Below are 26,753 nucleotides of genomic sequence, written 5' to 3'. Positions count from 1 at the left end.
CGGCTGGCGAGGGAAGAGTCTGTCCATTATGCCAATGTTGTATCATTGCACTAAAGCTTTTTATCTCGCCGTAATCGCGGGAGGCTGACATTTTTGTTCTGATCGCATCGCCAAACGCCAAACCGTCTGATTGACGGTCCGACAGGGGGACCATGGCCACCAACACCTCGGACATGTTCCTCCCCGTCAGCGTTGACCGGGCTTCCCAGGTCATAGTCGACCAGATCAAAGTTCTCATTCGTGGGGGTAAGTTGCAGCCGGGCGATCGACTGCCCAGTGAACGCGAGTTGTGCCAGCGTTTTAACGTCAGTCGTGTGACTGTCCGCGAGGCATTTCGGGTGCTTGAGACTAACGGGCTGCTCACCATCCGCGTCGGCTCTCATGGCGGCGCCTTCCTCACCAGCCCTACAGCCGAGCGACTCGGCGTGGGTCTGGCCGACCTCATTTCGCTCGCGCCTGTCACGGCACACAACGTCACCGAAGCGCGCTTCATAGTCGAGCTTGGCACCCTGCCCCTGGCGGTTGAGCGAGCCACGAATGAGGACATCGCGGCTCTTTTTGCGATGGTCGAGGAGGCCGAGCAGGCTGTTAAGGCGGGTCAGTACAATGTGGAGCACTCGGCTGCGTTCCACACCCGGATCGCACAGTGCACCCATAACCCAGCGATCGAGATGCTGATGCAGAGCTTCAACGGTCCCATGCGAATGTCGCTCGAGGAATCGCACATTTCCGCGCCCATGGGCGAGCAGGGCGTTGCAGAGCACCGCAGGCTTGCCGAGGCCATCGAAGCTCGCGACGTGGAAGCCGCACGGACGGTCATGACTGAGCACCTCAGCCGGACTGCCGAGCGCGTTCGCACACCCACCCCCTAAGACGGCGTCGGACAAAGAATCTTCCCTGGAAACTTAACGGTGAGCCGGGAAAGTCACCGCACCGGGTATTACCAGGGGCCCAGGCGCGATACGCGCTGCTGGTGGGTGCCGTGAGGCGGGGCCGGGAAGATCACCTCCAGACGGGGTCCATGTCAGTGCCGGTGGCCTCGGCCGGCACGTCTACGCATCCCCCCATATCTTCCAGCGGGCAGCGTCGGGCGCCCATTGTGGAACAGTATTGGAGGATCGGCCGGCCAACGGCGCCGGCTAACCAGGTCAAATCCGTGTAGGCAGGTGTCGCCGAAGTCGTATTGGTAGAAGGCCCTGCCCCCTGCTCTTGAGAAGACCACCAGGCGGGCGTTCTTTTTCTGAAGATCGTAAGTGCCGTTGTAGCCTGTCACGTCTGGATTAAATTCCCGGAACTCGCCGCAAGCAAGGGCTCGCGCGAGTGCGAACACACAGAACTTCTCAACCCTGCATTCTCAGACAAACGCCTCGCCGCAGCCTTGAATTCAATCACTGGCCCCGGGCCCCTAACGTTCCTAAAGTCTGCACATTGATGCACTCGACTCTCGCCAGAGGGGACCCTGCGACGATAAGGTATAATGGACTAACCAAGGAGGACCACATGACCATCTCCGCTCCCGGAACCCTCATCATCGGCGCCAGCCAGGCCGGCTTGCAGATTGCAACGTCGCTGCGCGAATTCGGTGACACCGATCCCATCATCCTGGTCGGCAACGAAGACATCGCCCCGTACCAACGCCCGCCACTCTCCAAGGCCTACTTGGCTGGCAAGACAACGGTCCAGTCCCTCGGCTTCCGCTCATCGGACTGGTACGCCGAGAACCAGATCGAATTACGCCTCTCCACCCACATCGAGAACATCGAGCTTGACGCCCCCGGCTCGGGCAGCGGTGCCGCCGTCACCAGCACCGGAGAGAAGCTCCCCTTCGCACGACTCGCACTCGCCGTCGGTGGCACGCCGCGCCGGCTCCCTATTCGCGGCGCCGATCTCGACGGCGTCTGCGTGCTGCGCGATATTGCGCACGCTGATGATCTGCGCAGCCGCCTGGAGGCGGCGTCCAATGTCGTCGTCATAGGAGGCGGGTTCATCGGGCTGGAGGCAGCGGCGGCCGCGACGGCCGCTGGGAAGGACGTGACCGTCGTCGACGTCGCCGATCGGCTTCTGGGCCGAGCCGTGGCCCCGGAGGTCTCGGCGTTCTATCTGGCAGCGCACCAGCGCCGCGGCACCAAGGTGCTCCTGTCCACCGGTGTCGACGCGATCGAGGGTAACGAGCAGAACACCGTGACCGGCATACGCCTCGCCGACGGCACGGTGCTGCCAGCCGACATCGTCCTCGTGGGCATCGGGCTTGTGGCACACACCGATCTCGCCGCGAAGCTCGGCCTCGAGATTGATCGCGGAATCGTCGTGGACACGCTCGCACGCACGAGCAACCCGAACATCGTGGCCGCTGGCGACTGCGCCACGCTCCCCCACCCGCTGACCGGTGAGGGCCGCCACCGCATTGAGTCGGTCCAGAATGCGATTGCTCAGGCGCAGATCGCCGCAGCAACGGTCGTTGGACGCCCGCAGGGCCCGGCCGCCGTGCCGTGGTTCTGGTCAGACCAGGCGGACCTCAAGCTCCAGATTGCCGGCCTCTCCACCGGATACGACGAAGTGGTGGTTCGTGGCGAGCCGGACACGGAGCAGTTCTCGGTTCTCTACTACGCTGTCGGACGTCTGATCGCGATCGACTCCATCAACGCCCCCCGTGACTACATGGCGGTGCGTAAACTCCTCGGCACCGGCGGCACCATTCCCGCTGAGCTCGCCGGAGACACGAACATACCGCTCAAGGACCTCGTGGCGGCCCCGGCAGTCTGATCCACCCGGCAGTCTGTGCGGCAGTCAGCAAACGACGGGCCCTTTACCTCCGCGGAGGTGAAGGGCCCGTCGTTATTGCCGGGATTCTCGGCTCAGGAAGCTGCGGGAACGCGCGTGGCCAATCCCGGATAGACCTCAATGGCGTTCTCTAAAAGGATCCGGCGTTCATTTTCGTCAGACAGACCGGCACTCTTGATGTAGACCAGGGTGTTGTCCCACTCAACGCCGGTCTCCGGGTCCGCGCCACGCACGGCACCGAGCATCTCGGAAGCGAAGAGGATGTTGCGGGACGGGACAACGCGGGTCAGCAGGTCGATGCCGGGCTGGTGGTATACAGCGGTGTCGAAGAAGACGTTCTTCAGGAGCTCGGAGGGGTCCTGCCAGCCGTTGCGCATGGACAGGCCCCGGTAACGGCCCCAGTGGTACGGGATCGCGCCGCCGCCGTGCGGGATCACGAAACGCAGTCCCGGGAAGCGCTGGAAGAGGTCCGACTGCAGCAGCTGCATGAAGACGCTTGTGTCCGCGTTCAGATAGTGCGCCCCGAGCGTATGGAAGTTCGGATTGCACGCCGTTGAAACGTGGATCATGACGGGGATGTCGAGTTCCTGGATGACCTCGTAAAGGTCAAACCAGGACTCGTCCGTCAGTGGCTTTCCCGCCCAGGTCCCTGAAGGATCGGGGTTGAGGTTCGCGCCCACGAAGCCAAGCTCGGTAACAGTGCGTCGCAGCTCGGCAATGACCCCAGTATGGTTGCCCTCCGGCGTCTGTGGCAGCTGAGCCACCGGCGCGAAGTGCTCCGGGTACAACTCGCTCACACGATGCACCAGGTCATTGGAGGCCTGCGCCCAGCCGTTCGCGATCCCGGCTTCCGGGACGTGATGTTCCATGCCCGAAGCCCGCGGGGAGAAGGCCATGAGGTCCCCACCGCGCTCCCGCAGCACACGCAGCTGGTTCGGCTCCACACTTTCGCGAAGCTCGTCGTCGCTGATCGCCGCAAGCATGACGTTCTCCCCGGCGAGCTGGGCCTTACGGAAGGCGAACAGCTGCGCAGGCTCCGTTGTGTAGTGGCCGTGGATGTCGATGATCACTTCTGAGCCTCCTGAGTCCAGTCCTCGTAAGAGACGTAACGGATGCCAGCCTTTTCAATCAACGGACGCATGTTGTTGACGTCCAAGGCGATCTCGCCAGTCTGGTACCGCGCACGTGCCTTTGCTTCCTTCTCGTCGCGCGCCTTCGAGGCGGCGAGTACGTCGGCTGCCTTGTGGCGAGGCACGACGACGACGCCGTCGTCGTCGGCGATCACCACGTCACCGGGGTTAACAAGTCGACCGGCGATCGAGATGGGGACGTTGATATCGCCAAGGGTTCCCTTGCCGGTGCCTTCGGCCGAGACGGCTTTGGACCATACCGGGAAGCCCATTTCCTGAAGATCAGCCACATCCCGTACCCCTGCTTCGATGACGAGTCCGCGCACGCCGCGTGCTTTGAGCGAGGTGGCAAGGAGGTCGCCGAAGTAGCCCATATCGCATGGCGCGGTGGGCGCAACAACCAGCACATCGCCGTCGGCGCACTGCTCCACCGCCACGCCGATGGTGGTGTTATCGCCCGGGGCGACCGTGACGGTGACGGCGCTGCCGGCGATCCGGGCTCCCGCCTGCACAGGGTTGATGTGCGAGCCGAGCAGGCCCTCGCGACCCTGGGCCTCATGAACAGTGGCGACGCCGTAGCTGGCGAAGGCGTCCACAATGTCCCGTTCGGCGCGAGGCGGGTTAGTCACAACAAGGCCGGCCATCAGTGCACCGCTCCGCCGGGCTGACCGATCAGTTCGGGCATCATCGAGACGTGGATGGCATCCTCATCGGTTTCGCCGGCGAGCACGCGGATGGCGTGGTCCACCTGGTCGATGCCGTAGCGGTGCGTGGCGAGCTTCTCCAACGGGTAGCGGTGGGAGGCAAGCTGAGCCACCGCAAGTTCGCAGGCCTTGAAGGAGTGGCCACGGGCCGATTTGATGGTGATTGCCTTCTCGGTGACCTGCTTGACCGGGAAATCCGGGAACGCCGCCAGCTCGCCCTGGATGAGCAGGGTGCCCTCGCGGCGTTTGAGGACGTCGACGCCGAGCAGCACCGGAGCAGTACCGGCGCGGGAGGTGCAGTCGAGCACAAAGTCCAGGCCCCGGCCGTTGGTCAGATCCATGATCTTCTCGCGCGGGTCCTCGGTGAGAACGTCGATTACCTCATCGGCGCCGAGTTCCTTGGCCAGCTCGAAACGGGCTTTGTCACGCGTGGTGCCGGAGACGATCACCTGGGCAGCGCCGGCGGTTCTCGCGGCAACAAGCTGGGCAAGGCCCTGCTGGCCGGGCCCCTGGATCAGTACGGTGTCGTTATAGCCGACGCCGGCGGTCAGGAGCGCCCATTCGATGCCGTTGGATAGCGGCATGACCAAGCCGGCCTCTTCCGCGGTGATGGTTTCCGGGATCTTGTGGAGCACCGCGTTCCACGGCAGATACATGTATTCCGAGAATCCGCCCCAGAGAGTTCCGGGGAAGTCAGCGGAGGTGTATCCGAAACGGCGCGCGTCCGGGTTGGTGCGCCAGTCGGTGGCCTCACAGTGGCGATATTCGCCAATGCGGCACCACTCGCAACTGAAGCAGGCAACATAATGCTCCACGAAGACGCGGTCGCCTTCTTCGAGTCCTTGGCGCTTCTTGAACTTTTCGCCGGCCTCCACGATGACGCCGACGTTTTCATGGCCCATGATCACCGGGCCGTGCGTGGCCGCGGTTCTGGGCGGTTTTGAGTAAAGCTTCACGTCCGTGCCGCAAATTCCTGCGACCTCGATCCTCAACAGGGCCGACTGATCGTCGATATTCGGCCGGTCAAATTCGCGCATTTCGGTGGTTCCCGGAGCAACCCGGACCGCCGCAAGCACCTTCTCAGACATCTACTGGCTCCTTCGAGCACGGCCTATAGGCCTTGGCAAAATGGTTAGTCCAATCTACCATGCAAGTGTTAGCCATCACTAGACCTCATCGGAGGCAACATGCCCGTCCAGCTTTCGGCTCTCAGCCGATCCCAAGGGAATAACAGCCGTGTCAAGGACGGTACGGTTGTCCCTGAAGGCTACTCGCTCGACTTCGAGGAGGTGCCCGTCCTCGTCCAGGGATTCCGTCGCATGGTCCGCGAGCTTGCCTTCGACGTCAGCGAAATAGCGCTCACCACCTACCTCACCGCCAGGGAACACGGCGTAAAGTTCACCGCCCTGCCGATCTTCCTGGTCCGCGGTTTCCACCACAACGCTATCGTGGTCCGCCGCGACTCCGGCATCACCGATCCCGGACAGCTTGTGGGCAAGTGCGTCGGCGTGAACCGCGGATACACCGTGACCACCGGCGTTTGGGCCCGCGCAATTATGTCAAATCAGTACGGCCTTGACCTCGACTCCGTCACTTGGGTCCTCTCCGGCGACGAGCACGTCGAGGCGTACACGCCGCCGTCGAACGTCTTTTCCGGCCCGGCCGGCAAGACGCTCGAACAGATGGTGCTCGACGGCGAGCTTGAGGCCGCAATCGGCGTCAAGAGCGACTCCCCCGACATTGTCCCGCTCATACCCAACGCGAACGACGTCGCCCTCACAGCCTTGCGCGCAACGGGCCTCTACCCGATCAACCACCTCGTGGTCATCAAGGACGAGGTCCTGGAGGCACACCCGGATGCAGCCGTGGCCGTGTTCGAGGCGTTCGCCGAGTCCAAGCGCCAGTATGTCGCCGATCTGAAGGCCGGTGCGATCGCTGAGCCCGATTCCGCTGACCGCCTCCACCTCAAGGTTCTCGAGGCGACAGGCTGGGATGACCCGCTTCCCTATGGCATCGAGCCGAACCGCGCCGTGCTCGCGGACCTCATCGAACAGGCAAGCAGGCAGCGCATCTTGACCAAGACCGTGAAGGTGGAGGAGCTTTTCGCTGAGTCCGTTCGCGGGCTCGTCGGCTAGGCAATATGACTACTCGTATGCGTATCGCCGTCGCCGCCGACCACGACTGCATCAAGCTTAAAGCTCGGCTGCTGCTGTGACTCGGCGAGCGTGGCCTTGAGACGTTTGACGCCGGGGCTCACGAGCCCGGCCTCGTCGTCGATTATCCACCGCTGTGCGCGGCAGTAAGCCGCCATGTCGCCCACGAAGCAGCGGAGGTGGCTATCGTGATCGGGGGACAGCGGGCAGGGCGAGGTGATCGCGTGCAACAAGATCTGTGGCGTGCGCGCGGGCCTCACCTGCAGCCGCTTCGCGGTGTGGATCTCCCGGGGAAACAATCAGGCCAACGTTGGCAGCAAAGTCCTCGGCGACGATCAAGCGCTGGCTCTGGCGGAACTGTGCCTGGAAACACGGTTTAGGGGGCGGGCAGCACGCAGACGGCGTGGAGATGATCAGCGAACTCGGATGGAGCTAAAACCTGCGCCTGAATAGTGACCGGGACCGCGGTGCCCAGCTCGATGCAGCCCGTCTCATCCAGGGACGCCCCCGTGCACACGTGCATCAGGGCCCGCAGCGCGTTGCCATGCCCCACCACCACCACGGTTCGGTCCGCGGCGAGTTCCGTGGCCAAGACATTGCGCCAGTACGGCGTCAGACGTTCTACGACATCCGCAAGGCTCTCCCCGGCAATGGCCGCCGCTTCGGGAAGCGCGGCATAGCGCGGATCGGCGCGCTGAGCGGCAAGTACGGTGTCGTCTGCTTGGGGCGGCCGGCCGTCCACGCCGCGGCGCCACCACTGAACTTTTCCCGCGCCGAAGCGCGCCCGGGCTTCGTCCTTGACCAGGCCCTGAAGCGCGCCATAATGCCGCTCATTCAGCCGCCAGTGCGCGCTCGGCGCCAGCTCCCAGCCGGCTTCCTCGATCAGCAGGCGGGCCGTTTCCACGGCCCGCCCGAGAACGGAGGTGTGTACCGCGTCGGGACACAGCCCCGCAAGGCTCCCGGCGGCGTCGCGCGCCTCGGTGCGGCCGCGCTCGGTGAGGGAAACGTCGAGCCAACCGGCGAATACATCGTCGGCATTCGCGACGCTCTCACCGTGGCGCAGCAGCACCAGGCGGGGCATCAGTACTGCTCGAGGAACGCCCGGATCCGTGCGGGGGCCGTTTCCGGAGTCTGTTCGACAACGGGAACGTCCCAGTACTCGTGAACCGGGAGGCATTCTTCGAGGTAGCGCGCGGCGGATGGCGCGTGGGAGCTGTCCTGACCCGGCACGACCAGACCGGGCACCTGAAGGGTCATGAGATCCTCGGCCTCGACACCCGGCACCGTATCCCTGTCGAAGAGACCCCGCACGGTTCCGCCAACGATCAGTTCGTACTTCTTCACGTCCAGGGCTGCGTAAGCCGCAGCGAACTCCTCGCTGCTGCGCAGCGGTGCCGCCCAGGGCCCGACGCGCGGATCCTTGCTGAACCCGGCGGTACTCGAACGGGCCAACTCGACGACGGCCTGCATGCCGTGCTCCATCGCGAAGGCGAGGTGCTGGGCGAAGCGGCGGTGCTGACTCATGCGGTACTGCGGTCCACCGGCAGGAGAGAACAGCACCATGCTACGCACGCGTTCCGGGTGCTGCACGGCGAGTGCCGCCGCCGTCGAACACCCAACGCAGCCACCCATGGTGTGGACGGTGTCATAGCCGAGGTGATCGATGAGCCCCAGCGCCTGGGTCACATAACGGTCCCAGGTGAGGCGCTCCACTCGACCGCCGGACTGTCCGGACTCGCGACGGTCAAAGACCACACAGGTGTAACTGTCCTTGAGCGCATCAACGAAGCCAAGGTCGCGGTAGCGGCCGAAAGTTGTCCAGTTTTCCAGGGTAGAGTCGAATCCGCCCGGGCTGAACATCAGCAGCGGCGGGCCGTCGCCCACCGTTTCGTAGCGGGTGGTGATCCCATCAATTTCGACAACGGGCACGACTACCTCCTATCAACCTTGGCCGCGGAGATGCCGCGCCCCGCGAATATCGGCGATGCATTCGGTGAGAGCGTCATAGGCAACGCGCCCAACATTGGCATAGGTGGTGGGTTCCTTGTCTATCCACTTGGCGTTGTAGCCGATCGCGGCGGTGGACATCCGAATCCGGCCGTCAAGCCAGGGACCGCCGCCGAAACCGCCGAGCACCGGGACGGAAACGGCGTCCACCACGGCTGGCCCCACCACGGGACCCGAGTTCGTGAAGTTGAGCGCGACGGCACCCGCAGATTCGAGCCGCTTGGCCTCAGTGACGAACTGCTCCACCATCTCGTCCGGGACCAGGGCGCCTTCGGCCTGTGAATACGCGACACCGTACTTGAGTGCCGTCTGCGGTGTGATACCGAACTGCGCAAAAACGGGCACGCCGGCACGTGTGACGGCCTCGACCGCCTCGGGGAAGTCGGCGGCGCCGTCGAGCTTGACGAGATCAACGCCGGCCTCTTTCACCAGGCGGATGGCTGCACTGACAGCCTCTTTAACACCCTCCTGAAGCGGGCCGAAGGGGAAGTCGCAGCTCAGGAGCGCGTTGCCGACACCACGGCGCACCGCCCTTGCGGCCACGAGGATCTCCTCCATGGTGATCTCCAACGGATGCGACTGGCCCCACAGGTTGACGCCTACGGAGTCGCCCACGGAGATGATGTCAGCGCCAGCGCGGTCGGCGATGCGTGCCATCTGGTAATCCCATGCGACGATGCAAGCACTCTTCCGGCCGGCCGCCTTCATGGCTTGGAGCTGGGGAATGGTCATGGTGATCATGCGCGGGTGGCCCTCAGCAGTTCAATCAGATCGTCGTCTTCCGCCGGGACCAGCAGAATCCGGGCGTGGGGACGGAGGTGGAAGAGGGCGTCACTGGTGAGCGCACCCGGGGTGACGACCAGTCCTGCCGTCATGATGCCGCGTTCACGGGCGAGATCACCGATGGCGGCGACCGCCGCCGCGTTCTCGCCGGAAGTGGCTACCATGACCACCGTGTTGGTGTCGGTCATGACCTCATCCAGGGGCACGTTCGAGCCGTCTACCTCAACCAGCACCTCGCCCGGGTCGGCTATGGAGAAGAAACGAGCCTGACCCCACTCAAGCAACGCCGCGGAGCGAATGATCCGCTCCGCCTCGTCATCGAGGGCGACGACACGGGTGTTCCGCGCGGCCGACAGAGGGTAGTCGATTCGGTAGGCCGCTTCCTTGGCGGTCGCAGCCTCAGCGCACGAGCTCGGGCCACCCGGCACCGAGCGCGGACCACTCGCGTGGTCGTGATCGTGGTCAGACATGGCTCAGACCGAGGTGTGTGGTTTGGCAGGTTCGGCGACCATGGCCTCGCCGATGCCCTCGACGAAGGACTGATCGGCCGGGAGCACGATCGCGACCGAACGAACCTTCTGGTCCTGGGCGCGGTTGCCAGTAGGCTCGACGCCGTCCTGCAGCGCCTTGACGGCCTTGTAGAGTTTCTGGCGGGCCTTGATGATGCCGGCGTCGGTGGCGACGAGGCGTTCCTTGGTCCGGTCGACGAGCGGGCCCATCGACTCCTGCAGGGAGGAGTCCTGAAGCGCGATCCCCTCGATGCCCGAGTAGTTTTCGCCGCGCTTCTGCGACCCACGGTCCATCAGGTAGTCGTTGTCCTTATTCGCCAGTGGGCGATAGGACGCGTCGTTCGCGCTGTGGACACCCTTACCGGCGCGCATCGCAGCGACCTCGGCTTCGGTAAGCTGACGGGTGGGGTGGTAGTCGAAGCTGTATGCCCAACAGTTGTCGTCGTCGATCGGCACCCAGAAGTGACCATGGACAGGGTGGTCACCACGCGGCGGAACCATCGTGAAGTTCGGCAGCACCCACGGCGTCACGCGCCAGTAGTACTTACCCTCTTCAGCGTTGCGGCGGGCGCCGATCAGCAGGCCGCCTTCGGAGTCGACCACCTCGAAGAAGGGCTTGAGATCGCCCTTGTTGTACTCATTGCCCTTGGAGCCCTTAAAGAGCGGGTCGCTTTCCAAGTTGCCGCCGTGCAGGAACGTGACGTGGCTCGAGTCGATGCCGCCCTCAAGAGCCTGGAGCCAGTTGCATTCCTGCAGGCGCTTGGAGGTGAAGACCTGTCCGTCCGGGACGGTGTAGGCCTCCCACTCAGGCAGCGGCGGCTGAGCGGCGGGGTCGCCAAGGTAAGCGAAGAGCACGTCGCCTCGCTTGACCATCGGATACGACTTCAGCTTGACGTTGGCGCAGAAGTTGCTCGTCGCCGGCTCGCTCGGGACCTCCACGGCCTGGCCGGTGACATCGTACTTCCAGCCATGGTACGGGCAGCGCAGGCCGCCTTCTTCGTTACGACCGAACCACAGCGAAACACCGCGGTGCGCGCAGAACTCGTCCATCAGGCCGTAGCGGCCTTCGGAGTCACGGAAACCGATGAGACGCTCGGAAAGCACCTTCACGCGTACCGGCGGGCAGTCGTTCTCGGGGAGTTCCTCGGCGAGCAGCACCGGCTGCCAATAGCGGCGGAAAAGGTCACCCATGGGAGTTCCCGGACCCGCCTGGGCCAACAATTCATTGATGTCCGTACGCAACATTGCGAAGGATCCTTTCGTCCTGACTGGCGTTGAGAGTACTCACTGTTGTCCGGGCCCTACATGTACTTTCGCCCGGATGGTGAGATTTAGGGCTGAGTGGGCGGCAGGTCGACGACCAAACCGTCGAGCTTCTCTTCAAGCACGATCTGGCATCCGAGTCGGCTGCAATCGCGCGGCTGAGAGACGCCCATGTCGATCAGGTCCGCCTCGATGTCGCCCGGGGTGCCGACGGCGTCCCAGAATTCTTCGCGTACCCATACGTGGCAAGTAGCGCAGGAGTTGTTCCCACCACACTCGCCGATTATGCCGGACACTCCATTGCGGAGAGCAGCGGACATGACTGAGTCTCCGGGCTCAGCGTCAACGACATTGGTTGTTCCCGCGGCACTGACATACGAAATCTTGACCATCTAAACCTCCTGCTAATGGTCTAACCATAATGCCCTTTAGTAACCGCGGCTGTCAACGGTTTCTGACGCGGAATTGCTGAACGTCAATATTCACGATGACGAGGGGGAAAGGTGGTCGATCTTCGTTCAATTCCGGCGAAATCTCCGCACACGACCACTGGAGGCAGGCAAGTCTTCTGGCTGCGGCACTCGTGAGGTTGAGTCGGTCGTGCCAAACCGCACGTGTCGTAACGTAGCTCGTGACAGGGCTCAGGCAATTCGATTCGACCGGGCTGACCCGTGATCAACCGCTTCAAGCGCGCCCAGGGCCAGCGCGTTGCGGTGGACCCATGCTGGAGGAGGATAAGGGCTGTAGGGACATTGTCGTGCGGTCTTGCTCTCCCTCGCCTGACCTGCAGGAAGCCACGGACCCCATGCATGCCGGGGGAGTGGGCTTTTGAACGGCCCTCGGCACGGTCCCGAGTTAGGTGAGCCACGGCCCTACCCGAAACGAGGTGTAGGTCTACCGGGAAGTCGGTCAGATCAATCGCTGCGACATGACAAGCTCCTTAACGACAAGTTCACCCCGTCCAGTCGCTCCGTGGTTCCGGCAAAGCTGCGAATCTACAATGACCGCAGAACTGCTCCCGGCGTAGTTCGCGGACCAGGGCCTCCATGGCGCCAACCACCATTTCCTGGCCACCGTGATCGAGAGGACCGCGGGCAAGTTACCAAGCTCGTCAGCGACGACAACCTCGAACGACACTGTCGCCTCCACGGCGAGCCCAGAACATCTGCTGGCGTAATCTCCCCGAAGGCTTTGGCGCAGTCCATAAACGTCCCGCAAGCGCAACTGCTGCGGACAACGCAGTGATGGAAAGCTCTTCGGGCACCTTAAGGAAGAATTTTTCCCGTGTCCGCTTTCTCAACACCCACGCACTGGAAACAGCACTGCACTACTACATCCACTGGTACAACACGGAAAGAATCCCCACAATGCCCAAGGGCCTAAGCCCGGTGCAACACTGTGCTCAGGCCCCCTCGCAGCCATAGGCTCTTACTTAGCCACTCCGATTTTCGGGGACCGGTCCGCGTCTGTCAGGAACGTCTCATGCTCTCCGGAACCTTGCCCGGCGACGGCTGGTGCCGCTCCTGTGTGGCGTGTACTGCACAGAGACTGTACGAAAGCGGTGGGAACGGCGTGGCCTCGCCGAACGGCAAGCTATGAATGAGTCCGCAGAGATGATCGACCATGACGGGAGAGATCACCGATCAGAAGGAGCTCGCGGAGGCGCTGCTGGAGCAGGCGCGCGAGCGTGAGCCTGCTGGGGCCCTGGTGACTACTGGCAGCCCTGAGAAGAAACCTGCTGGAAGCTGAGATCACCGAGCATCTTGGCCCCGAGAGGCACGGGCAGGCCGAGAGCGAGTGCCGGTGGAGTTCGATGTTCCAGGTTGCGGGAGGGCAGCTTGGAGCCTCAAATTGTGACGACAATCCACCTCGGCCTAGAGGGAATCGACGAGACATCCTGTCCCTGCCGCCCGAGGCCTGACAACTGGGTCAGCCGCGCACGTCGATGGCGACTGGGGCCGCCAACGTCTCCAAGGACACCATCAGCAGGGTCACTGAAGGTCTCCGAGGTGATGGCCGAATGGCCAACAGAACCCTTATGCGCGCCTACCCGGTGGTCTTCATCGACGCGATCCATGTCCGGATCCGTGACGGCAGGTCCGCCGCGACAAGCCCTTCTACATCGTCCTTGGCGTCACCGTGAACGCTAACGCGACATCCTCGGGATTCTGGGCCGTAGGCCGAGGCGGGAGCCAGGTACTGGCTCGGGTGTTCACGGAGTTCAAGAACCGCGGCGGAGGATGTGTGCATCGTGGTCTGGGACGGACCCAAGGACCTTTCCGAGGCGATCACTACGTCTGGGTGCAGGCGACTGTCCAGATGTCGTGTTCCACCTAATCCGCGGTTGGTACGGCAACCAACACGGAGGGGAATAGGCTGACTGGAAGTAGTCGCTATAAATCTGTAGTCAGATTCTGGCTCTTGTCTAGGGGAGGCCGCTTAGTCTTACTTGTGATACGAGAAGCGGAATCCGATGAGGCTGCGTAAGCGGCAAAGATGTCCTTGACGGTAAAGACTTGCGCATACTTGGCGTTCATCTCGAAGAGGCTGACGTCATGGCTTAGTTTTGCGCGATCGAAGGACGCATCTTCCGCGACGACGACCGGCCAGCCGAAAGAGTGTCCGTCCACTACCGTGGCACGTACGCAACCGGACGTTGTGCATCCCACGACGATAAGAGAGTCGACCTTTTCCTTAATCAGGAGAGCTGTCAATGGCGTCCCGAAGAACGCGCTGGCACGGGCCTTAGGGATGACAGCCTCCCCGGGGAAGGGGGTGATCGCGTCCGGAATTTCGGCCATCTCCGATCGGCTGGCCTGCCTGTCGTCCACTGCTTTTTTTAAGGCCCCACCGAGGATATCTGAATCTCCCACGGTGTAAATGACGGGAAATCCCCGGTCACGTGCCCACTCCAAAAGAACCCGAACTCGTGGCAGTGCCAACCATCCAGCTTGCCCGCAGCTCAAGGGTCGGTCGGCAAGCGAGGCCGTCAGGGGGAGGCCCTCTTCACCCAGGAAAGCGGTGACTACGTCGATAACTAAAAGCGCCGGTCGCTGCCCCACTACGGGGGTGGGATCTAGGAAGGTGTCGAAAGCTTCGTAAGCTTCGTCCGACATAACGTCTCGCCAAGAATTCACGATTATTCCTCATCAGTAATAGGTGGAGCTTCGTGTCGTCAACGCAGGATAAGAGCGCAAAAAACGACACCTTGCGGTAGCGTCAATGGGGTCTGGGCTTAGAGAACTTTGTCGAGCTTGGATATCGGTATATGGCTCAGTAACTAACTCGTCAGTCCAACAATGACCGGCAGCGAGGCTCTGGAGTGGCACTGCCCGCGCGGTACATAAACACGACCGCCAGAAAGGCAATTGCCGCCAGCGACGCGCCGACCAACAGGACACCTTGAAAGCCAGCCAGGAAGCGGTCGGCCGGGATCTCGGCTGTAGCGGGAGAGCCAGCAAACAGCTGGTAGAGCAAAACGGTGAGCGCCACTCCTATGGACCTACCTAGGTTCCGGAGAGTTGCGATTGTGCCGTTGGCGACTCCGGCCTGGTCCTGCCCTAAGTCGCCCATCACTGCCGAACTGTTCGGCGAGCTGAAGAGCCCGACGCTAACACCCAAGAGCACCAGAAGAGCAGCCACCAACCATGGCGACGAATCTGCCTCGAGGAACGACGCGGTTAGGAACGTTAGCACCATGACGGCCAAAGCCACTAGGGCCGGCCGTTGGGAACCTACGCGGTCGCTCCACCAGCCCGAAACGGGTGACACCAGGAGCATCGCGGAGGCTTGGCACGTCATCATCAGTCCGGTTAGGCCAATCGACCAGCCCAGGACGTCGTGCAGGTAGAGGGGAAATAGAAAAGCAGGAAACAGCATAAGAATGTACGAGAGGAACGCCGCCAGCATCCCCCAGCCGTAGACGCGTCTACGGAAGAACCGGAGATTGATAAGCGGGCCGGCGGTGGTCAGCTCGCGCAAAATGAAGAGCGCGCAAGCGATCACCGCCGCTGCCAGCAGAGCGACCACGACACCGCTCGACCACCCGAGGCGGGGCGCGAAGCCTAGCCCAAGCAGCAGGGTGGACGAAAATGTAATGAATAAAGTCATGCCGAGGATGTCCAGCTGGGGCGCCCTGTTCGACTTGTTTGAGTCCTTTGGGAGCAATACCAGGGTGCCGATGGCGCCTATCAGCCCGACCGGAACATTTATCAGGAAAATCGCGCGCCAGCCGAACGCTTCCGTCAGGACTCCACCCAAGGCCGGCCCTAGCAACGTTCCTGCGGCAACCATACTGCCGATGATTCCGAGAATCCGGCCCCTTTGGTCCACAGGGAAGTTCGCCAGGGCCAGTGGCGTGATCGTCGCCATGAACATGCCAGCTCCAATTCCTTGGAGTACCCGGAACAGAATCATGACCGCCAGAGCCGGCGCCATGCCCACACAGAGTGACGCGAGGACGAACATAAGCAGGCCTAGGCTCAGGATTCTCTTTCGGCCGATTGCATCCGAGAGCTTCCCAAAGACAGGAAGCACCGCCGTGATGGCCAGGAGGTAGGCCGACAGCACCCATTGCAGCGAATCGATTTCAACGCCGAACTCCCTGGCCATCGTGGGCAATGCCACAACCACCGCTGTGGCATCGACATTGGCCATGAACGTTCCTGTCGTGATGGCGAAAAGGAGTATCCATCTGGCTATTTCCCCCGGAAACCGGCGCCCGGTCGGTTGCACTTCAGTTTCGGTCATGCTCCGCAGCCTTCCAGTCATTGCGTTTTCGGAGATCGGTCCGAATCCACCACGTCCAGGGTGGCTTCGGCCAAAGCTCTGCGATCTTGCTTTGGCCCCGCCGCCAGACCGTCATTCACTCGCTGCCAGCCCCTGGACGCTGCCCTCTAGTTAATGGGCGACATTGATAATTTTTCCTCGCTCGCGCCTAGGCGTGAGCAAGAGGTTGACCAATCCCTGAAGCACCCCGACTAGGACCATGAGCAGAATGATCATGGCAAAGGCCTGGGGAGCGGCGAAGGTTTGACTGTTCAGCGCCAGTTGGTAACCAAGTCCCGCCGTCGAGGCAAGCATCTCGGCGAAAATGACCGTGATCATTGAGGCGCCGGCACCGATGCGTACTCCGGAACTGATTAGCGGCAACGCACTGGGCAACTTGATCAGGAAGTCGGTTTGGAATGAGCTGGCGCCGAACGCCCTGGCCACCTTCAGCATCGTGGGTTGCACCGTAGCAAAGGCCCGCAACGAGTTATAGGCGATTGGGAAGAAGGCGCTGACTGCCCCGTAGCCAATTTTCGACCCTACTCCCGTGCCGAAGGACAGAATAAAGATCGGGTAGAAGAGGATCAATGGAGCGAGGTAACCCCAGACAAAGATTGATTGGAAAATCTGCATCCGCAAAGGTGTCCTCGCGGCCCAGAAGCCCGCGGCAAGGCCGAACACCGAGGCGAGGATGAATGCGGCGAGGATTTCACCGAAAGTGATCGCGGCCGCTTCATACGTCGAGAACTGCGACAGTGCTTCCCCGAGCGCTTCCACAACCCTAGGGATAGTAGGCAGAACCAGCGGCGAAATCCCACCAGGACCATTTCCAAAAGCCCAAACACCAATCAGCGCCCCTAGCCCAAGCGCCCGCAGCGGCCATACCAGCGGGGAGGCTTTTTGTTCTTTCATGTCAACCTTCCCTATGCTCGCTGCGCTTCTAGCGGACTGGCCTGCTGGTCGTGGCCCATGGCCTCATTCAGCATCAAGAAGAGCTGGGAACGCAATTGAGCGAAATCTTCTTGAGCGATAAATTCGAGTGGACGTGGCCGGGGCTGCCGGATCTGGACTTCGGCCATGATTCGGCCAGGGCGGGCCGACATGACTATGACGCGATCCGCCCAGTAGATGGCCTCATCAAGGCTGTGGGTGACCAGAACGACCGTCTGCTTGTTCTCCGTCAGAACTGTCGAGATGCTTTCGCCCAGCGAACGCCGGGTCTGTTCGTCCAGTGCACCGAAAGGCTCGTCCATGAGCAGGATTGACGGATCCATCGCCAAAGCTCTGGCCACCGCCACGCGCTGCTGCATACCGCCTGACAGCTGTCCCGGATGCGATTCACCCCACTGGGACAATCCCATCATCTCGAGCAGTTCCTGACTGCGCTCGCGCCGTTCCTGTTTCCCGACTCCGGCGAACCGCAAACCAACGCCGACATTGTCCAGAATGTTTTTCCAAGGCAACAGAGAATAGTCTTGAAAGACGAAGGCGGCCCTCCGTGGATCCGGGTTTTCTACAACTGACTCGCCGACGATGATCTCGCCCTTTGTGGGCGTCATCAGCCCTCCCAAACAAGTCAACAGCGTGGACTTGCCGCAGCCGCTTGGACCAAGGAGGGCTACGAATTCTCCTTCGTGCAGCGACAAGTTAATATCTTTGAGTGCTTCGACCGTCGATCCGGCACGCGTGAACGTGACTGAAACATCGTTGATGGACATTCGCATTGCTGTTTACCTAACTTGTCGCGGTTGTTGTTGCGGCCCCGGCAGCGGAGCTTTGCCGCCATCGCGTCAGCCGTGTTTCTAAGTGATTCCAGATGGTGCCCGCAATAATGGCCAGAATGGTGACTGCCAACATTAGGGCGAGGGTCTTGTCAGTGTGGAGTTGTTCCGAGTAGACCCTGATCAGTCCCCCTACCCCGTCTGAAGAAGCCCACAGTTCCGCGATCAGAACACCGATGAAGGCATGGCGGATTCCGAACCACAGGGCTGTAAAGATCCCGGGAAGCGCAGAGGGCAGCACCACGGCAAGGATGGTCTGGGCCCAGGACGCTTTGAACGCACGTGCCACCTTCATGTGGCGATCTTCGACGAGCGCCATGCCTGCGGCCACGTTAATAGTTACGAACACCGCCGCTTCGAACGCGCCGAAGACAACGGCAGACGTGGAACCGATGCCGCACAAGAGGATGAAAATCGGCAGGAATATCGACTTCGGCGTGGACATCAGGAACAACAATGGAGCCGAGTAGGCCTGCCACAACGTTTTGGACAGGCCCATCACTGTCCCGGCTATGACGCCGATAACCGTACCGATAATGAATGCCAAGAGGATATTTCCCCCTGTGCTGGCCAACGCTGACAATACTTCCGAGCTGCGCAGCATCTCTGTGAACGCCACGCCCACGGCCAGCGGAGTGGAAACGAAATCGCTGTCGATTAGGCCGAACCGGGTTAGGACTTCCCAGACGATCAGGGCCGCCACGACCACCGTGACCCGACCGATTCGTGCCTGGGCTTTCACGTCGGCAGTCCGAAGCACCTTCGGAGTGGACAGTCGTGGTTGTGTGCGAGGTGGTGCTGACAAATTGGTCTGCATCGGTTCAGCTCCCTGCGCCTTGGCGAGCCGTCATCACAGGCTCTTCCAATGCTTGTACATGCCCTTGACGTCGTCGATGGTGAGCGACTTGGCGGATTTGATCGTAAACTGCGTAGCTTCGAGGAGTCCTTCCAGCTGGTTCGGGCTCAATTCACCGTCCCGCGAGCTCAGGGGAATCTCTTTTTCGATGATCTTCGACGCGAGTGCTGGCTCCATTCCCCAGTTTTCGACCAGCATCTTCGTGGCCAAGCCAGAGTCGTCCATGATTGCCTCGGTGGCCTTGTAGTAGCACTCCGCGAAGGCCTTAACGGCCGCTGGGTTCTTCTGGATGATTTCGTCGGTGGCGAAAACCACTGTCATGGCGTTGGGTCCCACAAGATCCTTCACACTGCCGAGAACCCTTGCGGATCCTTCAAGTTCCAGACCAAAAGCCGCCTGGGCGCTCCACAGGAAGGCGTCTGCTGTGCCGCTCTTGAGCCCGGCCATGATCCCATCAAGGCTGCCCATTGTGACAGTCTTGAAGTCGTCAGGGCCCCAGCCCTCCTCACGAGCGATCTTCTGAGTGGCGTAATCCCCCGCAGAGCCGAAGCTGCTGATGGCAAAGGTGGAGCCTTTCAAATCGCTAAACGACTTGGCCCCACTGTCCTTCCTAACAACCACGTACTGATCCCAAACCGGCATCGATGATCCTATGATCTTTCCCCTAAGTCCCTGGGACATCGCACCGATAACGCGGTTGGGGGATGTAATTCCGATGTCAGCGCTCTTGGCTGCCAACGCCTCCGCCACCTTCTCGCCGGCAGTCAGGTTGACCTTCACCTCCGGGGAGCATTTCGACCAAATATTGACGTAGTTGCCGGCTTCCGCGCCGAGCTCGGTCGGATCCTGCTTGTTCGACTCGATGACCCGAAGCTGAACCGGCGCGCCGTCAGAGTTGGGTGCGCTGCTGGCGCCGCCGCCGCAGGCGGTCAGCGCCAGCGCCGTCACTGCCGCCATTGAGGCCAAGGCGGGGAGACGCGCGGGGCGGTACTTTTTCTTGGCCAGTATCCAAGCAAACATCAAAGCTCCTCTTAGTTCAGACAGCTGCGAAATGGGTTCGACGCATTGCAACCAAGGGTTGGAGCCAGACGAACCACGCTGTTCAGGCGGCGGCGAAGTTTCGCCGCCCGTTGAAAGGGACAGTAATTTACATCACGAAGGCATGTCAATAGTATGGTCAAACCATTCGCCCAAAGTTGAGGACATTACGTGAGACGACTTGATACTTCGAAGGCGGCAATCGTCGTAATCGATATTCAGAACGATTTTTGCCACAGCGGCGGCTACCAAGGGCTACGTGGAAGGGACGTTGAGCGAGTGCAATCCGTCGTTGGCCGCATTGAAATATTCACGCAGGATGCCAGGGAACTTGGAGTGCCTGTCGTCTTCATGCAGAACCTGCATGATCCCGAAACTGACACTGCCGAGTGGCGCGCCCGTCATCTGGAACCCCGCGATTCACAGTCCTGCCTGCCCGGAACGTGGGGGGCGGAGTTCTTCACACTAGTACCGCAGCCACAGGACCACGTACTTCCCAAAGCACGCTACAGCGCCTTCACGAACACGGGGCTGGAAGGGCTCTTACGATCTCTCAATCGCACGTCTTTGTTCTTCTGCGGGACAGCAACGAGCATCTGCGTAGAAACATCGCTACGGGATGCAACTTGTCTCGACTTCCTGGTCACTCTCGTCGAGGACTGCTGTGGAGACTACTCGGAAATAGCTCACAACAACACTGTTAGGTCGGTCGCGAGCGGCTTCGGGGCGGTTACGCGGAGCAAACACGTTATTGAAGGCCTCCGGATCTCCGCCGAACGTGGGTGACATCATTGTTCCCAGCGGCCGCGGTCCGAGGCCATGGGGAGCCGGCACGTCAGGGGACATACTCCTTCTCGAGCAGGACGGCAAGGGCGCGGAGAATGATCCCCGTCGATCGTGGAGTTCACCTCGGTGAGGGAGCTGAAGCGGATCCGCAGTGCTGATTGGCCTGGGGATTTCCGTCGGAAGCACCACTTGGAGGGCTGAGCCGTTGCGGGGTGCCTGTATGGTCCCGGGCACCCCGCAACGGGGCTTGTTGGTTAGCCGAGGCCGAGCTGGACGAAGATGAGCCAGACGAGGAGCGGGACGATACCGATCATCGCGATTGCCCAGAGCAGCAAGGCCCGGAAGAACATCCGCTCATCCTTCGGCTGGGCGCTGGCCATGAGCAGCGCTCCGCTGGTGGACATCGGACTGACATCCACCACGGAGGAACTGATGGCGATGGCTGTGATCACGCCGATGGGGGAGAGCATCGGGTCCATTGCGATGGGGGTGACGATCGGGCTGACCACGCCGAGAGTGCCGGCGGTGGAGGCGAAGGCGGACACGACCGCCACCACGTAGCTGGCGATCAGGGCGGCAAGGGAGCTGTCGCCCAAACCGGCGATACCTGCCTCCAGTTCCTTCAGGGCCCCCATTTCTTCAAGCAGGCCCACGTAGGTGACGATGCCGGTGACCAGGATGATGGCGGACCAGGGCATGCTCTCCACGGCAGGCTTCTGCACGCCGGGGTTCGCGCAGATCAGCATCAGGGCGACGACGAGGGACGCCACTCCGACGTCGATGCCCAGAACCGTCGTCAATACCAGCAGCGCTCCCAGGCCGATCAGGGTCATGATCCGCATCGGGGTTGCCGCGACCTTAACCGGGCCCTGACGCAAGGCCGGGTCCGTAGCCACCTGTGCAGGCGCTGCAGCGGTGAGCACCGAGGCCCCCGAGCCGCCGGCCACGCTTCTGGCCGCCCCTGGATGTACGATGCCTTGGCTGGCATCGGCTCCGGAGAGGCCCGTTTCACTGCCGCTCCCAGGTGTAACGCGGCGCTTCATGATCCACTGCACGAGGACGTAGGCGATGACGGCCAGGACGGCGTTGAACACGAAGCAGTAGATGTACAGCTTCAAGGAATCGGCCGACGCTCCTGCGTCATCGAGCATGACGTTGGCGAGCACGCCGAAGGGATTGACTGGGGAGAATGCACCGGCGTTTGCGCCCTGAACGATGACCAGGCCCATGGCCAGGGTGCTGATGCCGAACCGGAGGCCAAGTGCCAGGGCTACCGGCGCGACGATTGCGATGGCGGCCGGCGTGAATGCCCCAGCGGAGGCGAGTGCCGCAGTCAGGAGGAACATCAGGACGGGAACGAGTACCTTGCGGTCACCCGCGAGGCGTTCGGCCCAGTAGGCGAGCAGGTCGATGGTGCCGTTGATCCTCACGATGGCGAAAAGCAAGGTGGCGCCGACGAGGATGAAGAACAGACCGGCCGGGAACTGGCCGATGACGTCCTTGATGGGCATGCCCACCAGAAGAGTGCCGACGCCGAAGGCGGCGACAAGGGCGATGAGTCCGGCATTGATCCTGGTGAACGAGCCGATGGCAAAGGCGGCTACAAGGATGAAGAACGCGATGAGAGATAGCGACATGGCGGCGTTCGCTTAGATGCTCGCGCCGGTCAGGGCGCGGGTTCCCGAGAGAAGGCTGCCGGCGCCGGTGATGGCCGGAGTGTGCCCGAGCGCTTTCAGGATTTCGTACGTCGTGGCCGTCGCCGCGGTGATGACGGGCAGGCCGAGTTCATCTTCAACGGCCTGGACCGCGGGAAGTGAGGGCATCTGGACGCAGGCGGAAAGAACAATGGCCTCGGCGCCTTCGCGCTTGAGGTTACGCGCGATGCCAGGAAGGTTCTGCGGGTCCAGGCAGCCGACCGCCAGGTTGTCGGCAACTTCGAGACTGGTTGCATCCAGGACGGTGATTCCGGCGCCCTCGATGTACTCGACCACCATCTGGGTCAGCGGCTTCATGTACGGGGTGATCATGGCAACCTTGCGGACGCCCATCTCCTGCAGGGTTCGTACCAGCGCTCCGGCGCTGCTGGTGACCGGTGCCGGATGCCCGTTTCCGGCGGCAGCAGCGGCGATGACCTCTTCGGATCCGGCATGTGCTCCCGGCCCCTGCGCCATGACGGCCACGAGGCAGGCGTAGGCGATGACGTCCACGTCGGCGTCCGACACGGCTTCGGCGCAGCCCGCAGCCTTGCCTACCATCGCGAGAAGCTCTTCACGATTGACGTTCTTCATGCCCGCCCTGGCGGAGTGGAAGGTGTACTTGTGCCCGGTGGCCTCAGACTGGCGGCGGAAGAGCTCGGGAAGCTCGGTTTCCATGGTGGTGTTCGAACTGGGAACGATCAGGCCTACGCGGGACGCACCGGGGCGCTTGGGCTCGGCGGCAGTTTCACAGGTGACTTCAGGAGTGCTCATGGTTTCTCCACGACGTTGTGCTGATAGGTAATCCCATAATCTGGGTTGCCATCCCATGATGTGGGTCTCACTGGTAGAATGTCAAACGGATCACATGCTGTTAGCGGGAAGCCCGCTTCCCGCTTGTCTAGGATGGGATCCGCGCAAGATCGGGAATTACAGCAGAAAGGACCCTCCGTGACATCCGAACAGGGCTCAGGCTCATCACCACTTCTGGTGCTCCACAAGGTCGCCGAGATCCTGGACTGTTTCTCCGTCGCCGAACCCGAGCCGACTCTCCAGCAGATCATCCGGCGGACGGGACTGCCCTCCAGTACCTGCCAGCGGCTCGTTCAGAACATGGTCCGGGAAGGATTCCTGGACCGGGAGGGAGACCAGTACCGGATCGGAATCGGCATGGTCCGCTGGGCCGCACCCGGAACCCTGGGGCTCGACCTCGTCAAGCTGGTAAAACCCGTGCTGCAGCAGCTCCGCGACGAGACAGGCGAAAGCGCATGTCTTTACGTCAGAGACGGAGCGTTCCGTACAGTGGTCGCAGTCGCAGAAACGCGCCACGTGGTGATGCGGCCCTTCATGGTCGGAATGGTGATGCCTCTTCACGCAGGAGCTCCGGGCAAGATCTTCCTGGCCTATGACCCGGATGCCTGGAGGTCGTTGTCCGAATCGGAGATGAGCCGCTACACCCCTGCAACTCCGGACACCCTCGATCTTCTCCGGCAGCAGGCGCAGGCGGCCAGAGAGCAGGGTTTCTACGCGGCCTTCGGTGAACGCAACGAAGACGTCGGATCGGTAAGCGCACCCGTTTTTGACCACACCGGTAGGCTGGCCGGTGTTCTGGGCCTCGGATTTCCCACCCAGCGCATAACGCCCGCCGACGTGCCCAGGCTCGGCCCCATCGTGGCACGGGCAGCCGCCGCCGCGAGTAGCGCCCTTGCCTACCAGGATGTGAACGAATAAAAGGGCTAGAGAACATTGCCGGCGTCCCCGGTGTTTGCTGACTGCAGCCGATCCTAGGAAGCTCGGTCCGACTGGGAATCATTCGTCCCTGGAGCAGGCCGACGTGTCGTCACACAGCGTGATTGCTCGCTCCAAGGCGCATGGCGATGCCTCCCAGGACAGTTCAGTCCCGGTGAATTACGGAGTAGGGTTCGAACGCGGATAACAGCGAGAGTATGGCTGTGAATCCAATCGGCTCCAGCTTCGTGGAGCCTTGCTTCTCACTGCTTTCGGCGCCGATAACGGACCTTCCGTCAACCTGAAGTAATCCAGCTCTGGCGTAATGGCTGGCATGGCAGGGGCGGGGGTTCAGGCCAGTGGGGCTTGGCGGATGTGCTGGTACACCGTTTCCCGGCTGATGCCGTAGTCACTGGCGAGGACGGATTTGGGAATCCCGATGGCCGCACGCTGTACCAGTTCGGCCGCCCGTTCCGGTGTGAGGGCTTTCTTGCGTCCGCGGTAGGCGCCTCGCTGCTTGGCCAGGGCGATGCCTTCACGCTGCCGCTCCCTGATCATTGAGCGTTGAAAATTCAGCGAAAGCACCCATGACGGACGGCATGAGGTTGGCCATGGGGGAGTCCTCCCCGGTGAAGAGCAGGTGTTCCTTGACGAACTCCACCCGCACGCCCTTGCGGGTGAGGTGTTGGACCAGGGCGCGCAGGTCGTCCAGGTTGCGGGCGAGCCGGTCCATGCTGTGCACCAGGACGGTGTCCCCGTCACGGGCGTAACCCAACAGTTCGGCCAGTTGCGGTCTGGCCGTGTCCCTGCCGGAGGCCTTGTCCGTGAAAACCCTGTCCAGTACCAACCCGTCGAGCTGGCGTTTGTCGTTCTGGTCCAGCGTGCTCACGCGCACGTACCCAATCCGTAGTCCGGCCACCGTCGCCTTCAAACCATCAACCTGTCAGCTTGAGTTCTAGGGCCTTTCCAGAAGAACGTCAAGACGTGCTGGCCCACGTCGTCAGGTTGGGGTGTACTCAGGATGACAGGGTCGAAGGAAAGTCTCGCTTCCAAGGCTCGAAGGAGGTGCATAGCAGCTCCCCTTCACAACCAGGGCAAGCGATGAGACGCTGGAATGGCCCGTCCACTCGCCGGGAGGGCGGGCCAAGCCATGCCCGGGAACTTGAACTTGTCACGACCCATAGCCAGCTGAGGGTGCGGGCAACGGCCCGTTCCACCAAACGGCGGTATGTCGTCAAGGATTGAAAATGGGGCATGCCCTTGTAGGCACCGAGACGGCCCATGCGGGTTCCGTGTACAAGTAGCCGGATGCGTCACGATCCGGTGTGAGAGATCTCTTCGAGCGTGCGGGTAGTCTTCGGCCACAGCAGCGCCAGGAGACCCAACTAGCACTGGCGTTGCGGCATTCGACGCAGCTTCGTGCCCACCGTATTGCGGTCCCGTGGGAGACCGGCCGGCATGCGGCTCCCAAGGGACCTGAGTGGTTACTTCTGCTGCGCGGCGCGCTCGATGAGGGGGATCAGGCGCTTGTCCTGCGACTCCCACAAGCTCTCGAACGCCGCCGAGTCCCTGAATGTCGCATTAAGGCCCAGCTTTTCCATCTTCTGCTCTACCTCAGGATCATGAGGCGTGCCGGCTTGTAGTTCAGCCGCGGTCGTCACCGCCCGGTGTGTCGATGGCGCCGATCTGTATCATCAGTCCGAACAGGTCAGGGAGCCCGTGTTCCTCGATGATCTGGCCGTTTTCGAAGCGATAGATATTCATGGCCTGGGTTTGGATCGACTTGCCCGTGCCGGGTACGCCGAGAAAGTTTCCTTCGTGGGTACCCCGCAGGGTGAATCGCGCCGCTACCGCGTTCCCTTCAATGATGGTTTCTTCGAGTGACCACTGAACGTCAGGGAATGCCTGCCTCATCACGTCGATGATGTCGAGGTAGCCTGTGGGGCCTTGCACCGGTTCGGGCAGGAAGGGCACATGGAAGATCGCCGACGGGGCAACGATCTCCTCACCAATTGTTTCATCGGCTGAGTTGATGAACTCGACGAATCGGTCCATCCGCGCGCGTAGTTCTTCGGTCATTTCCATTCCTTTGCTTGTTCAGTGTGGCCGGCCATACCCCGGTGCGGGGATTGCCCGGTGTTGACAACGAATCGGCCGTGTTCGTACTTATAGTGGAGTCCAATCCAGGGTGAAGCGGTTAGCTCATAGTCCCGCGAACGTTCTGGAGCTTCTTCATCGCTGATGCCGCTCGTCGTTTCAGTAGACACTGTCAATTCGCCTTCCGTCGGGGGAGTGACGCCTGGTTGTGACTCCCCATTGGGTGTTTGCAGCCGCTGTCCGCCGCCGTGCATGGCTCAGCTCAATCCGAGGATGCCACCGGTGTCGGCTGGTAGGCGGTAAATTTCCAGTCGCCGCCGTCTTTGGTCCACACCGCAAGGGTGCTGTTGTTGAGGGGTTTTATTGCTGCCGTTGACGGTGAGGTGGGCGTTCATCTGTCCAAAGACAAGGGCGGTGTCTCCGACCAGCACAATGTTGTCCACGGGGTGATCGATGCGGTGGTAGCGGAGGGTGCCCGTGCGGAGCTTGTTCAGGTACGAGTCCAGCGAATCGCGGTTTCCACCTGTGTGGCCGTAGACCAGTTCGGCGTGGCAAAGGCTCGTGAGAATGTCGAAGTTCTGGTCAAGGACCGCTGCATACCGTTGGTCTTCGAGACCCCGGATGAGGGCGTGGTCAGGGCCGATCGTCTGCGCCAATGTGTAGGGCTCCTTCG

At 61.9% G+C, this 26,753-nt stretch carries 29 protein-coding genes and 1 pseudogene; 8 read left to right on the top strand and 22 right to left on the bottom strand.

What is annotated here, in order from left to right:
• The first annotated feature begins 152 nt into the window (after positions 1 to 152).
• Positions 153 to 872: a FadR/GntR family transcriptional regulator gene (locus AC1DDG_RS08700; protein ID WP_476875738.1), complete on the top strand. Its 720-nt coding sequence runs from the start codon at positions 153 to 155 to the stop codon at positions 870 to 872.
• Between the two features lie 628 nt (positions 873 to 1,500).
• Positions 1,501 to 2,763, top strand: coding sequence for an NAD(P)/FAD-dependent oxidoreductase (locus tag AC1DDG_RS08695; protein ID WP_476875737.1), 1,263 nt, complete (start codon positions 1,501 to 1,503; stop codon positions 2,761 to 2,763).
• 92 nt (positions 2,764 to 2,855) lie between these two features.
• On the opposite strand, the gene AC1DDG_RS08690 is transcribed toward AC1DDG_RS08695, so the two are convergent.
• The 3 genes from AC1DDG_RS08690 to AC1DDG_RS08680 are packed head-to-tail and all read right to left on the bottom strand — an operon-like array spanning position 2,856 to position 5,703.
• Positions 2,856 to 3,851, bottom strand: coding sequence for an amidohydrolase family protein (locus AC1DDG_RS08690; RefSeq protein ID WP_476875736.1), 996 nt, complete (start codon positions 3,849 to 3,851; stop codon positions 2,856 to 2,858).
• On the bottom strand, positions 3,848 to 4,555 hold the full coding sequence (locus tag AC1DDG_RS08685; protein WP_476875735.1) for a 4-carboxy-4-hydroxy-2-oxoadipate aldolase/oxaloacetate decarboxylase: 708 nt from the start codon (positions 4,553 to 4,555) through the stop codon (positions 3,848 to 3,850). Before AC1DDG_RS08685 ends, AC1DDG_RS08690 begins: the two co-directional genes overlap by 4 nt.
• On the bottom strand, positions 4,555 to 5,703 hold the full coding sequence (locus AC1DDG_RS08680) for a zinc-dependent alcohol dehydrogenase (RefSeq protein WP_476875734.1): 1,149 nt from the start codon (positions 5,701 to 5,703) through the stop codon (positions 4,555 to 4,557). The genes AC1DDG_RS08685 and AC1DDG_RS08680 overlap by 1 nt, the downstream gene beginning before the upstream one ends.
• A gap of 99 nt (positions 5,704 to 5,802) precedes the next feature.
• On the opposite strand from AC1DDG_RS08680, the gene AC1DDG_RS08675 reads away from it, so the two are divergent.
• The gene (locus tag AC1DDG_RS08675; protein WP_476875733.1) at positions 5,803 to 6,750 is read left to right on the top strand and encodes a substrate-binding domain-containing protein; all 948 of its coding nucleotides are present in this window, start codon (positions 5,803 to 5,805) and stop codon (positions 6,748 to 6,750) included.
• Here AC1DDG_RS08675 and AC1DDG_RS08670 read toward each other — a convergent pair.
• A complete protein-coding gene (locus tag AC1DDG_RS08670; protein WP_476875851.1) occupies positions 6,747 to 7,067 on the bottom strand; it encodes a hypothetical protein in 321 nt (106 codons plus the stop codon). The genes AC1DDG_RS08675 and AC1DDG_RS08670 overlap by 4 nt on opposite strands.
• Between AC1DDG_RS08670 and AC1DDG_RS08665 the strand changes: the two genes are divergently transcribed.
• Positions 6,985 to 7,221, top strand: a complete 237-nt coding sequence (locus tag AC1DDG_RS08665; RefSeq protein ID WP_476875732.1) for an RpiB/LacA/LacB family sugar-phosphate isomerase — start codon at positions 6,985 to 6,987, stop codon at positions 7,219 to 7,221. The genes AC1DDG_RS08670 and AC1DDG_RS08665 overlap by 83 nt on opposite strands.
• Here AC1DDG_RS08665 and AC1DDG_RS08660 read toward each other — a convergent pair.
• The 6 genes from AC1DDG_RS08660 to AC1DDG_RS08635 all read right to left on the bottom strand — a co-directional run bounded on the left by AC1DDG_RS08660 (position 7,145) and on the right by AC1DDG_RS08635 (position 11,722).
• Positions 7,145 to 7,849, bottom strand: a complete 705-nt coding sequence (locus AC1DDG_RS08660) for a 2,3-bisphosphoglycerate-dependent phosphoglycerate mutase (protein ID WP_476875731.1) — start codon at positions 7,847 to 7,849, stop codon at positions 7,145 to 7,147. The genes AC1DDG_RS08665 and AC1DDG_RS08660 overlap by 77 nt on opposite strands.
• Positions 7,849 to 8,697 (bottom strand): alpha/beta fold hydrolase, encoded by an 849-nt coding sequence (locus tag AC1DDG_RS08655; protein WP_476875730.1) that lies wholly within the window; start codon positions 8,695 to 8,697, stop codon positions 7,849 to 7,851. The genes AC1DDG_RS08660 and AC1DDG_RS08655 overlap by 1 nt, the downstream gene beginning before the upstream one ends.
• A gap of 12 nt (positions 8,698 to 8,709) precedes the next feature.
• Positions 8,710 to 9,516, bottom strand: a complete 807-nt coding sequence (locus tag AC1DDG_RS08650; RefSeq protein ID WP_476875729.1) for a 3-methyl-2-oxobutanoate hydroxymethyltransferase — start codon at positions 9,514 to 9,516, stop codon at positions 8,710 to 8,712.
• On the bottom strand, positions 9,513 to 10,028 hold the full coding sequence (locus AC1DDG_RS08645) for a hypothetical protein (protein ID WP_476875728.1): 516 nt from the start codon (positions 10,026 to 10,028) through the stop codon (positions 9,513 to 9,515). Before AC1DDG_RS08645 ends, AC1DDG_RS08650 begins: the two co-directional genes overlap by 4 nt.
• Before the next feature lie 3 nt (positions 10,029 to 10,031).
• On the bottom strand, positions 10,032 to 11,312 hold the full coding sequence (locus tag AC1DDG_RS08640) for an aromatic ring-hydroxylating dioxygenase subunit alpha (protein WP_476875727.1): 1,281 nt from the start codon (positions 11,310 to 11,312) through the stop codon (positions 10,032 to 10,034).
• Between the two features lie 86 nt (positions 11,313 to 11,398).
• Positions 11,399 to 11,722 (bottom strand): 2Fe-2S iron-sulfur cluster-binding protein, encoded by a 324-nt coding sequence (locus tag AC1DDG_RS08635; protein WP_476875726.1) that lies wholly within the window; start codon positions 11,720 to 11,722, stop codon positions 11,399 to 11,401.
• A gap of 852 nt (positions 11,723 to 12,574) precedes the next feature.
• Between AC1DDG_RS08635 and AC1DDG_RS08630 the strand changes: the two genes are divergently transcribed.
• Both AC1DDG_RS08630 and AC1DDG_RS08625 read left to right on the top strand, forming a co-directional pair.
• Positions 12,575 to 12,754: an IS3 family transposase gene (locus AC1DDG_RS08630; protein ID WP_476875846.1), complete on the top strand. Its 180-nt coding sequence runs from the start codon at positions 12,575 to 12,577 to the stop codon at positions 12,752 to 12,754.
• A gap of 521 nt (positions 12,755 to 13,275) precedes the next feature.
• On the top strand, positions 13,276 to 13,473 hold the full coding sequence (locus tag AC1DDG_RS08625; protein ID WP_476875725.1) for a transposase: 198 nt from the start codon (positions 13,276 to 13,278) through the stop codon (positions 13,471 to 13,473).
• 250 nt (positions 13,474 to 13,723) lie between these two features.
• On the opposite strand, the gene AC1DDG_RS08620 is transcribed toward AC1DDG_RS08625, so the two are convergent.
• The 6 genes from AC1DDG_RS08620 to AC1DDG_RS08595 all read right to left on the bottom strand — a co-directional run bounded on the left by AC1DDG_RS08620 (position 13,724) and on the right by AC1DDG_RS08595 (position 19,757).
• The gene (locus AC1DDG_RS08620; protein ID WP_476875724.1) at positions 13,724 to 14,446 is read right to left on the bottom strand and encodes an isochorismatase family protein; all 723 of its coding nucleotides are present in this window, start codon (positions 14,444 to 14,446) and stop codon (positions 13,724 to 13,726) included.
• Between the two features lie 172 nt (positions 14,447 to 14,618).
• On the bottom strand, positions 14,619 to 16,079 hold the full coding sequence (locus tag AC1DDG_RS08615) for a DHA2 family efflux MFS transporter permease subunit (RefSeq protein ID WP_476875723.1): 1,461 nt from the start codon (positions 16,077 to 16,079) through the stop codon (positions 14,619 to 14,621).
• 150 nt (positions 16,080 to 16,229) lie between these two features.
• Positions 16,230 to 17,012, bottom strand: a complete 783-nt coding sequence (locus AC1DDG_RS08610) for an ABC transporter permease (RefSeq protein WP_476875722.1) — start codon at positions 17,010 to 17,012, stop codon at positions 16,230 to 16,232.
• An 11-nt stretch (positions 17,013 to 17,023) separates the two neighbouring features.
• The gene (locus tag AC1DDG_RS08605; protein WP_476875721.1) at positions 17,024 to 17,818 is read right to left on the bottom strand and encodes an ABC transporter ATP-binding protein; all 795 of its coding nucleotides are present in this window, start codon (positions 17,816 to 17,818) and stop codon (positions 17,024 to 17,026) included.
• 16 nt (positions 17,819 to 17,834) lie between these two features.
• Positions 17,835 to 18,623: an ABC transporter permease gene (locus AC1DDG_RS08600; RefSeq protein ID WP_476875720.1), complete on the bottom strand. Its 789-nt coding sequence runs from the start codon at positions 18,621 to 18,623 to the stop codon at positions 17,835 to 17,837.
• A 108-nt stretch (positions 18,624 to 18,731) separates the two neighbouring features.
• Positions 18,732 to 19,757 carry an ABC transporter substrate-binding protein gene (locus tag AC1DDG_RS08595; protein ID WP_476875719.1) on the bottom strand — a complete coding sequence of 342 codons (1,026 nt, stop codon included), beginning with the start codon at positions 19,755 to 19,757 and terminating at the stop codon, positions 18,732 to 18,734.
• 189 nt (positions 19,758 to 19,946) lie between these two features.
• Here AC1DDG_RS08595 and AC1DDG_RS08590 point away from each other — a divergent pair, with 189 nt between their 5' ends.
• Positions 19,947 to 20,561, top strand: a complete 615-nt coding sequence (locus AC1DDG_RS08590; protein ID WP_476875718.1) for a cysteine hydrolase family protein — start codon at positions 19,947 to 19,949, stop codon at positions 20,559 to 20,561.
• Positions 20,562 to 20,815: 254 nt separating this feature from the next.
• On the opposite strand, the gene AC1DDG_RS08585 is transcribed toward AC1DDG_RS08590, so the two are convergent.
• Entirely contained in the window at positions 20,816 to 22,198 is a 1,383-nt protein-coding gene (locus AC1DDG_RS08585) for an SLC13 family permease (protein WP_476875717.1), read from the bottom strand.
• Positions 22,199 to 22,210: 12 nt separating this feature from the next.
• The gene (locus AC1DDG_RS08580) at positions 22,211 to 23,029 is read right to left on the bottom strand and encodes a maleate cis-trans isomerase family protein (protein WP_476875716.1); all 819 of its coding nucleotides are present in this window, start codon (positions 23,027 to 23,029) and stop codon (positions 22,211 to 22,213) included.
• Positions 23,030 to 23,206: 177 nt separating this feature from the next.
• Here AC1DDG_RS08580 and AC1DDG_RS08575 point away from each other — a divergent pair, with 177 nt between their 5' ends.
• Positions 23,207 to 23,986 (top strand): IclR family transcriptional regulator, encoded by a 780-nt coding sequence (locus tag AC1DDG_RS08575; protein ID WP_476875715.1) that lies wholly within the window; start codon positions 23,207 to 23,209, stop codon positions 23,984 to 23,986.
• Positions 23,987 to 24,334: 348 nt separating this feature from the next.
• On the opposite strand, the pseudogene AC1DDG_RS08570 reads toward AC1DDG_RS08575, so the two are convergent.
• The 4 genes and pseudogenes from AC1DDG_RS08570 to AC1DDG_RS08555 form a co-directional block, all read right to left on the bottom strand.
• Positions 24,335 to 24,902 (bottom strand): annotated as a pseudogene (locus AC1DDG_RS08570) (recombinase family protein).
• Between the two features lie 565 nt (positions 24,903 to 25,467).
• Positions 25,468 to 25,644 (bottom strand): hypothetical protein, encoded by a 177-nt coding sequence (locus AC1DDG_RS08565; RefSeq protein WP_476875714.1) that lies wholly within the window; start codon positions 25,642 to 25,644, stop codon positions 25,468 to 25,470.
• Positions 25,628 to 26,062, bottom strand: a complete 435-nt coding sequence (locus AC1DDG_RS08560) for an ester cyclase (RefSeq protein ID WP_476875713.1) — start codon at positions 26,060 to 26,062, stop codon at positions 25,628 to 25,630. Before AC1DDG_RS08560 ends, AC1DDG_RS08565 begins: the two co-directional genes overlap by 17 nt.
• Positions 26,063 to 26,337: 275 nt before the next feature.
• Positions 26,338 to 26,736: a nuclear transport factor 2 family protein gene (locus AC1DDG_RS08555; protein ID WP_476875712.1), complete on the bottom strand. Its 399-nt coding sequence runs from the start codon at positions 26,734 to 26,736 to the stop codon at positions 26,338 to 26,340.
• Positions 26,737 to 26,753: the final 17 nt, after the last annotated feature.

It is taken from the genome of Arthrobacter sp. 10L430 (assembly GCF_056395245.1).
This window is presented reverse-complemented; position numbering and strand designations above follow the sequence as displayed.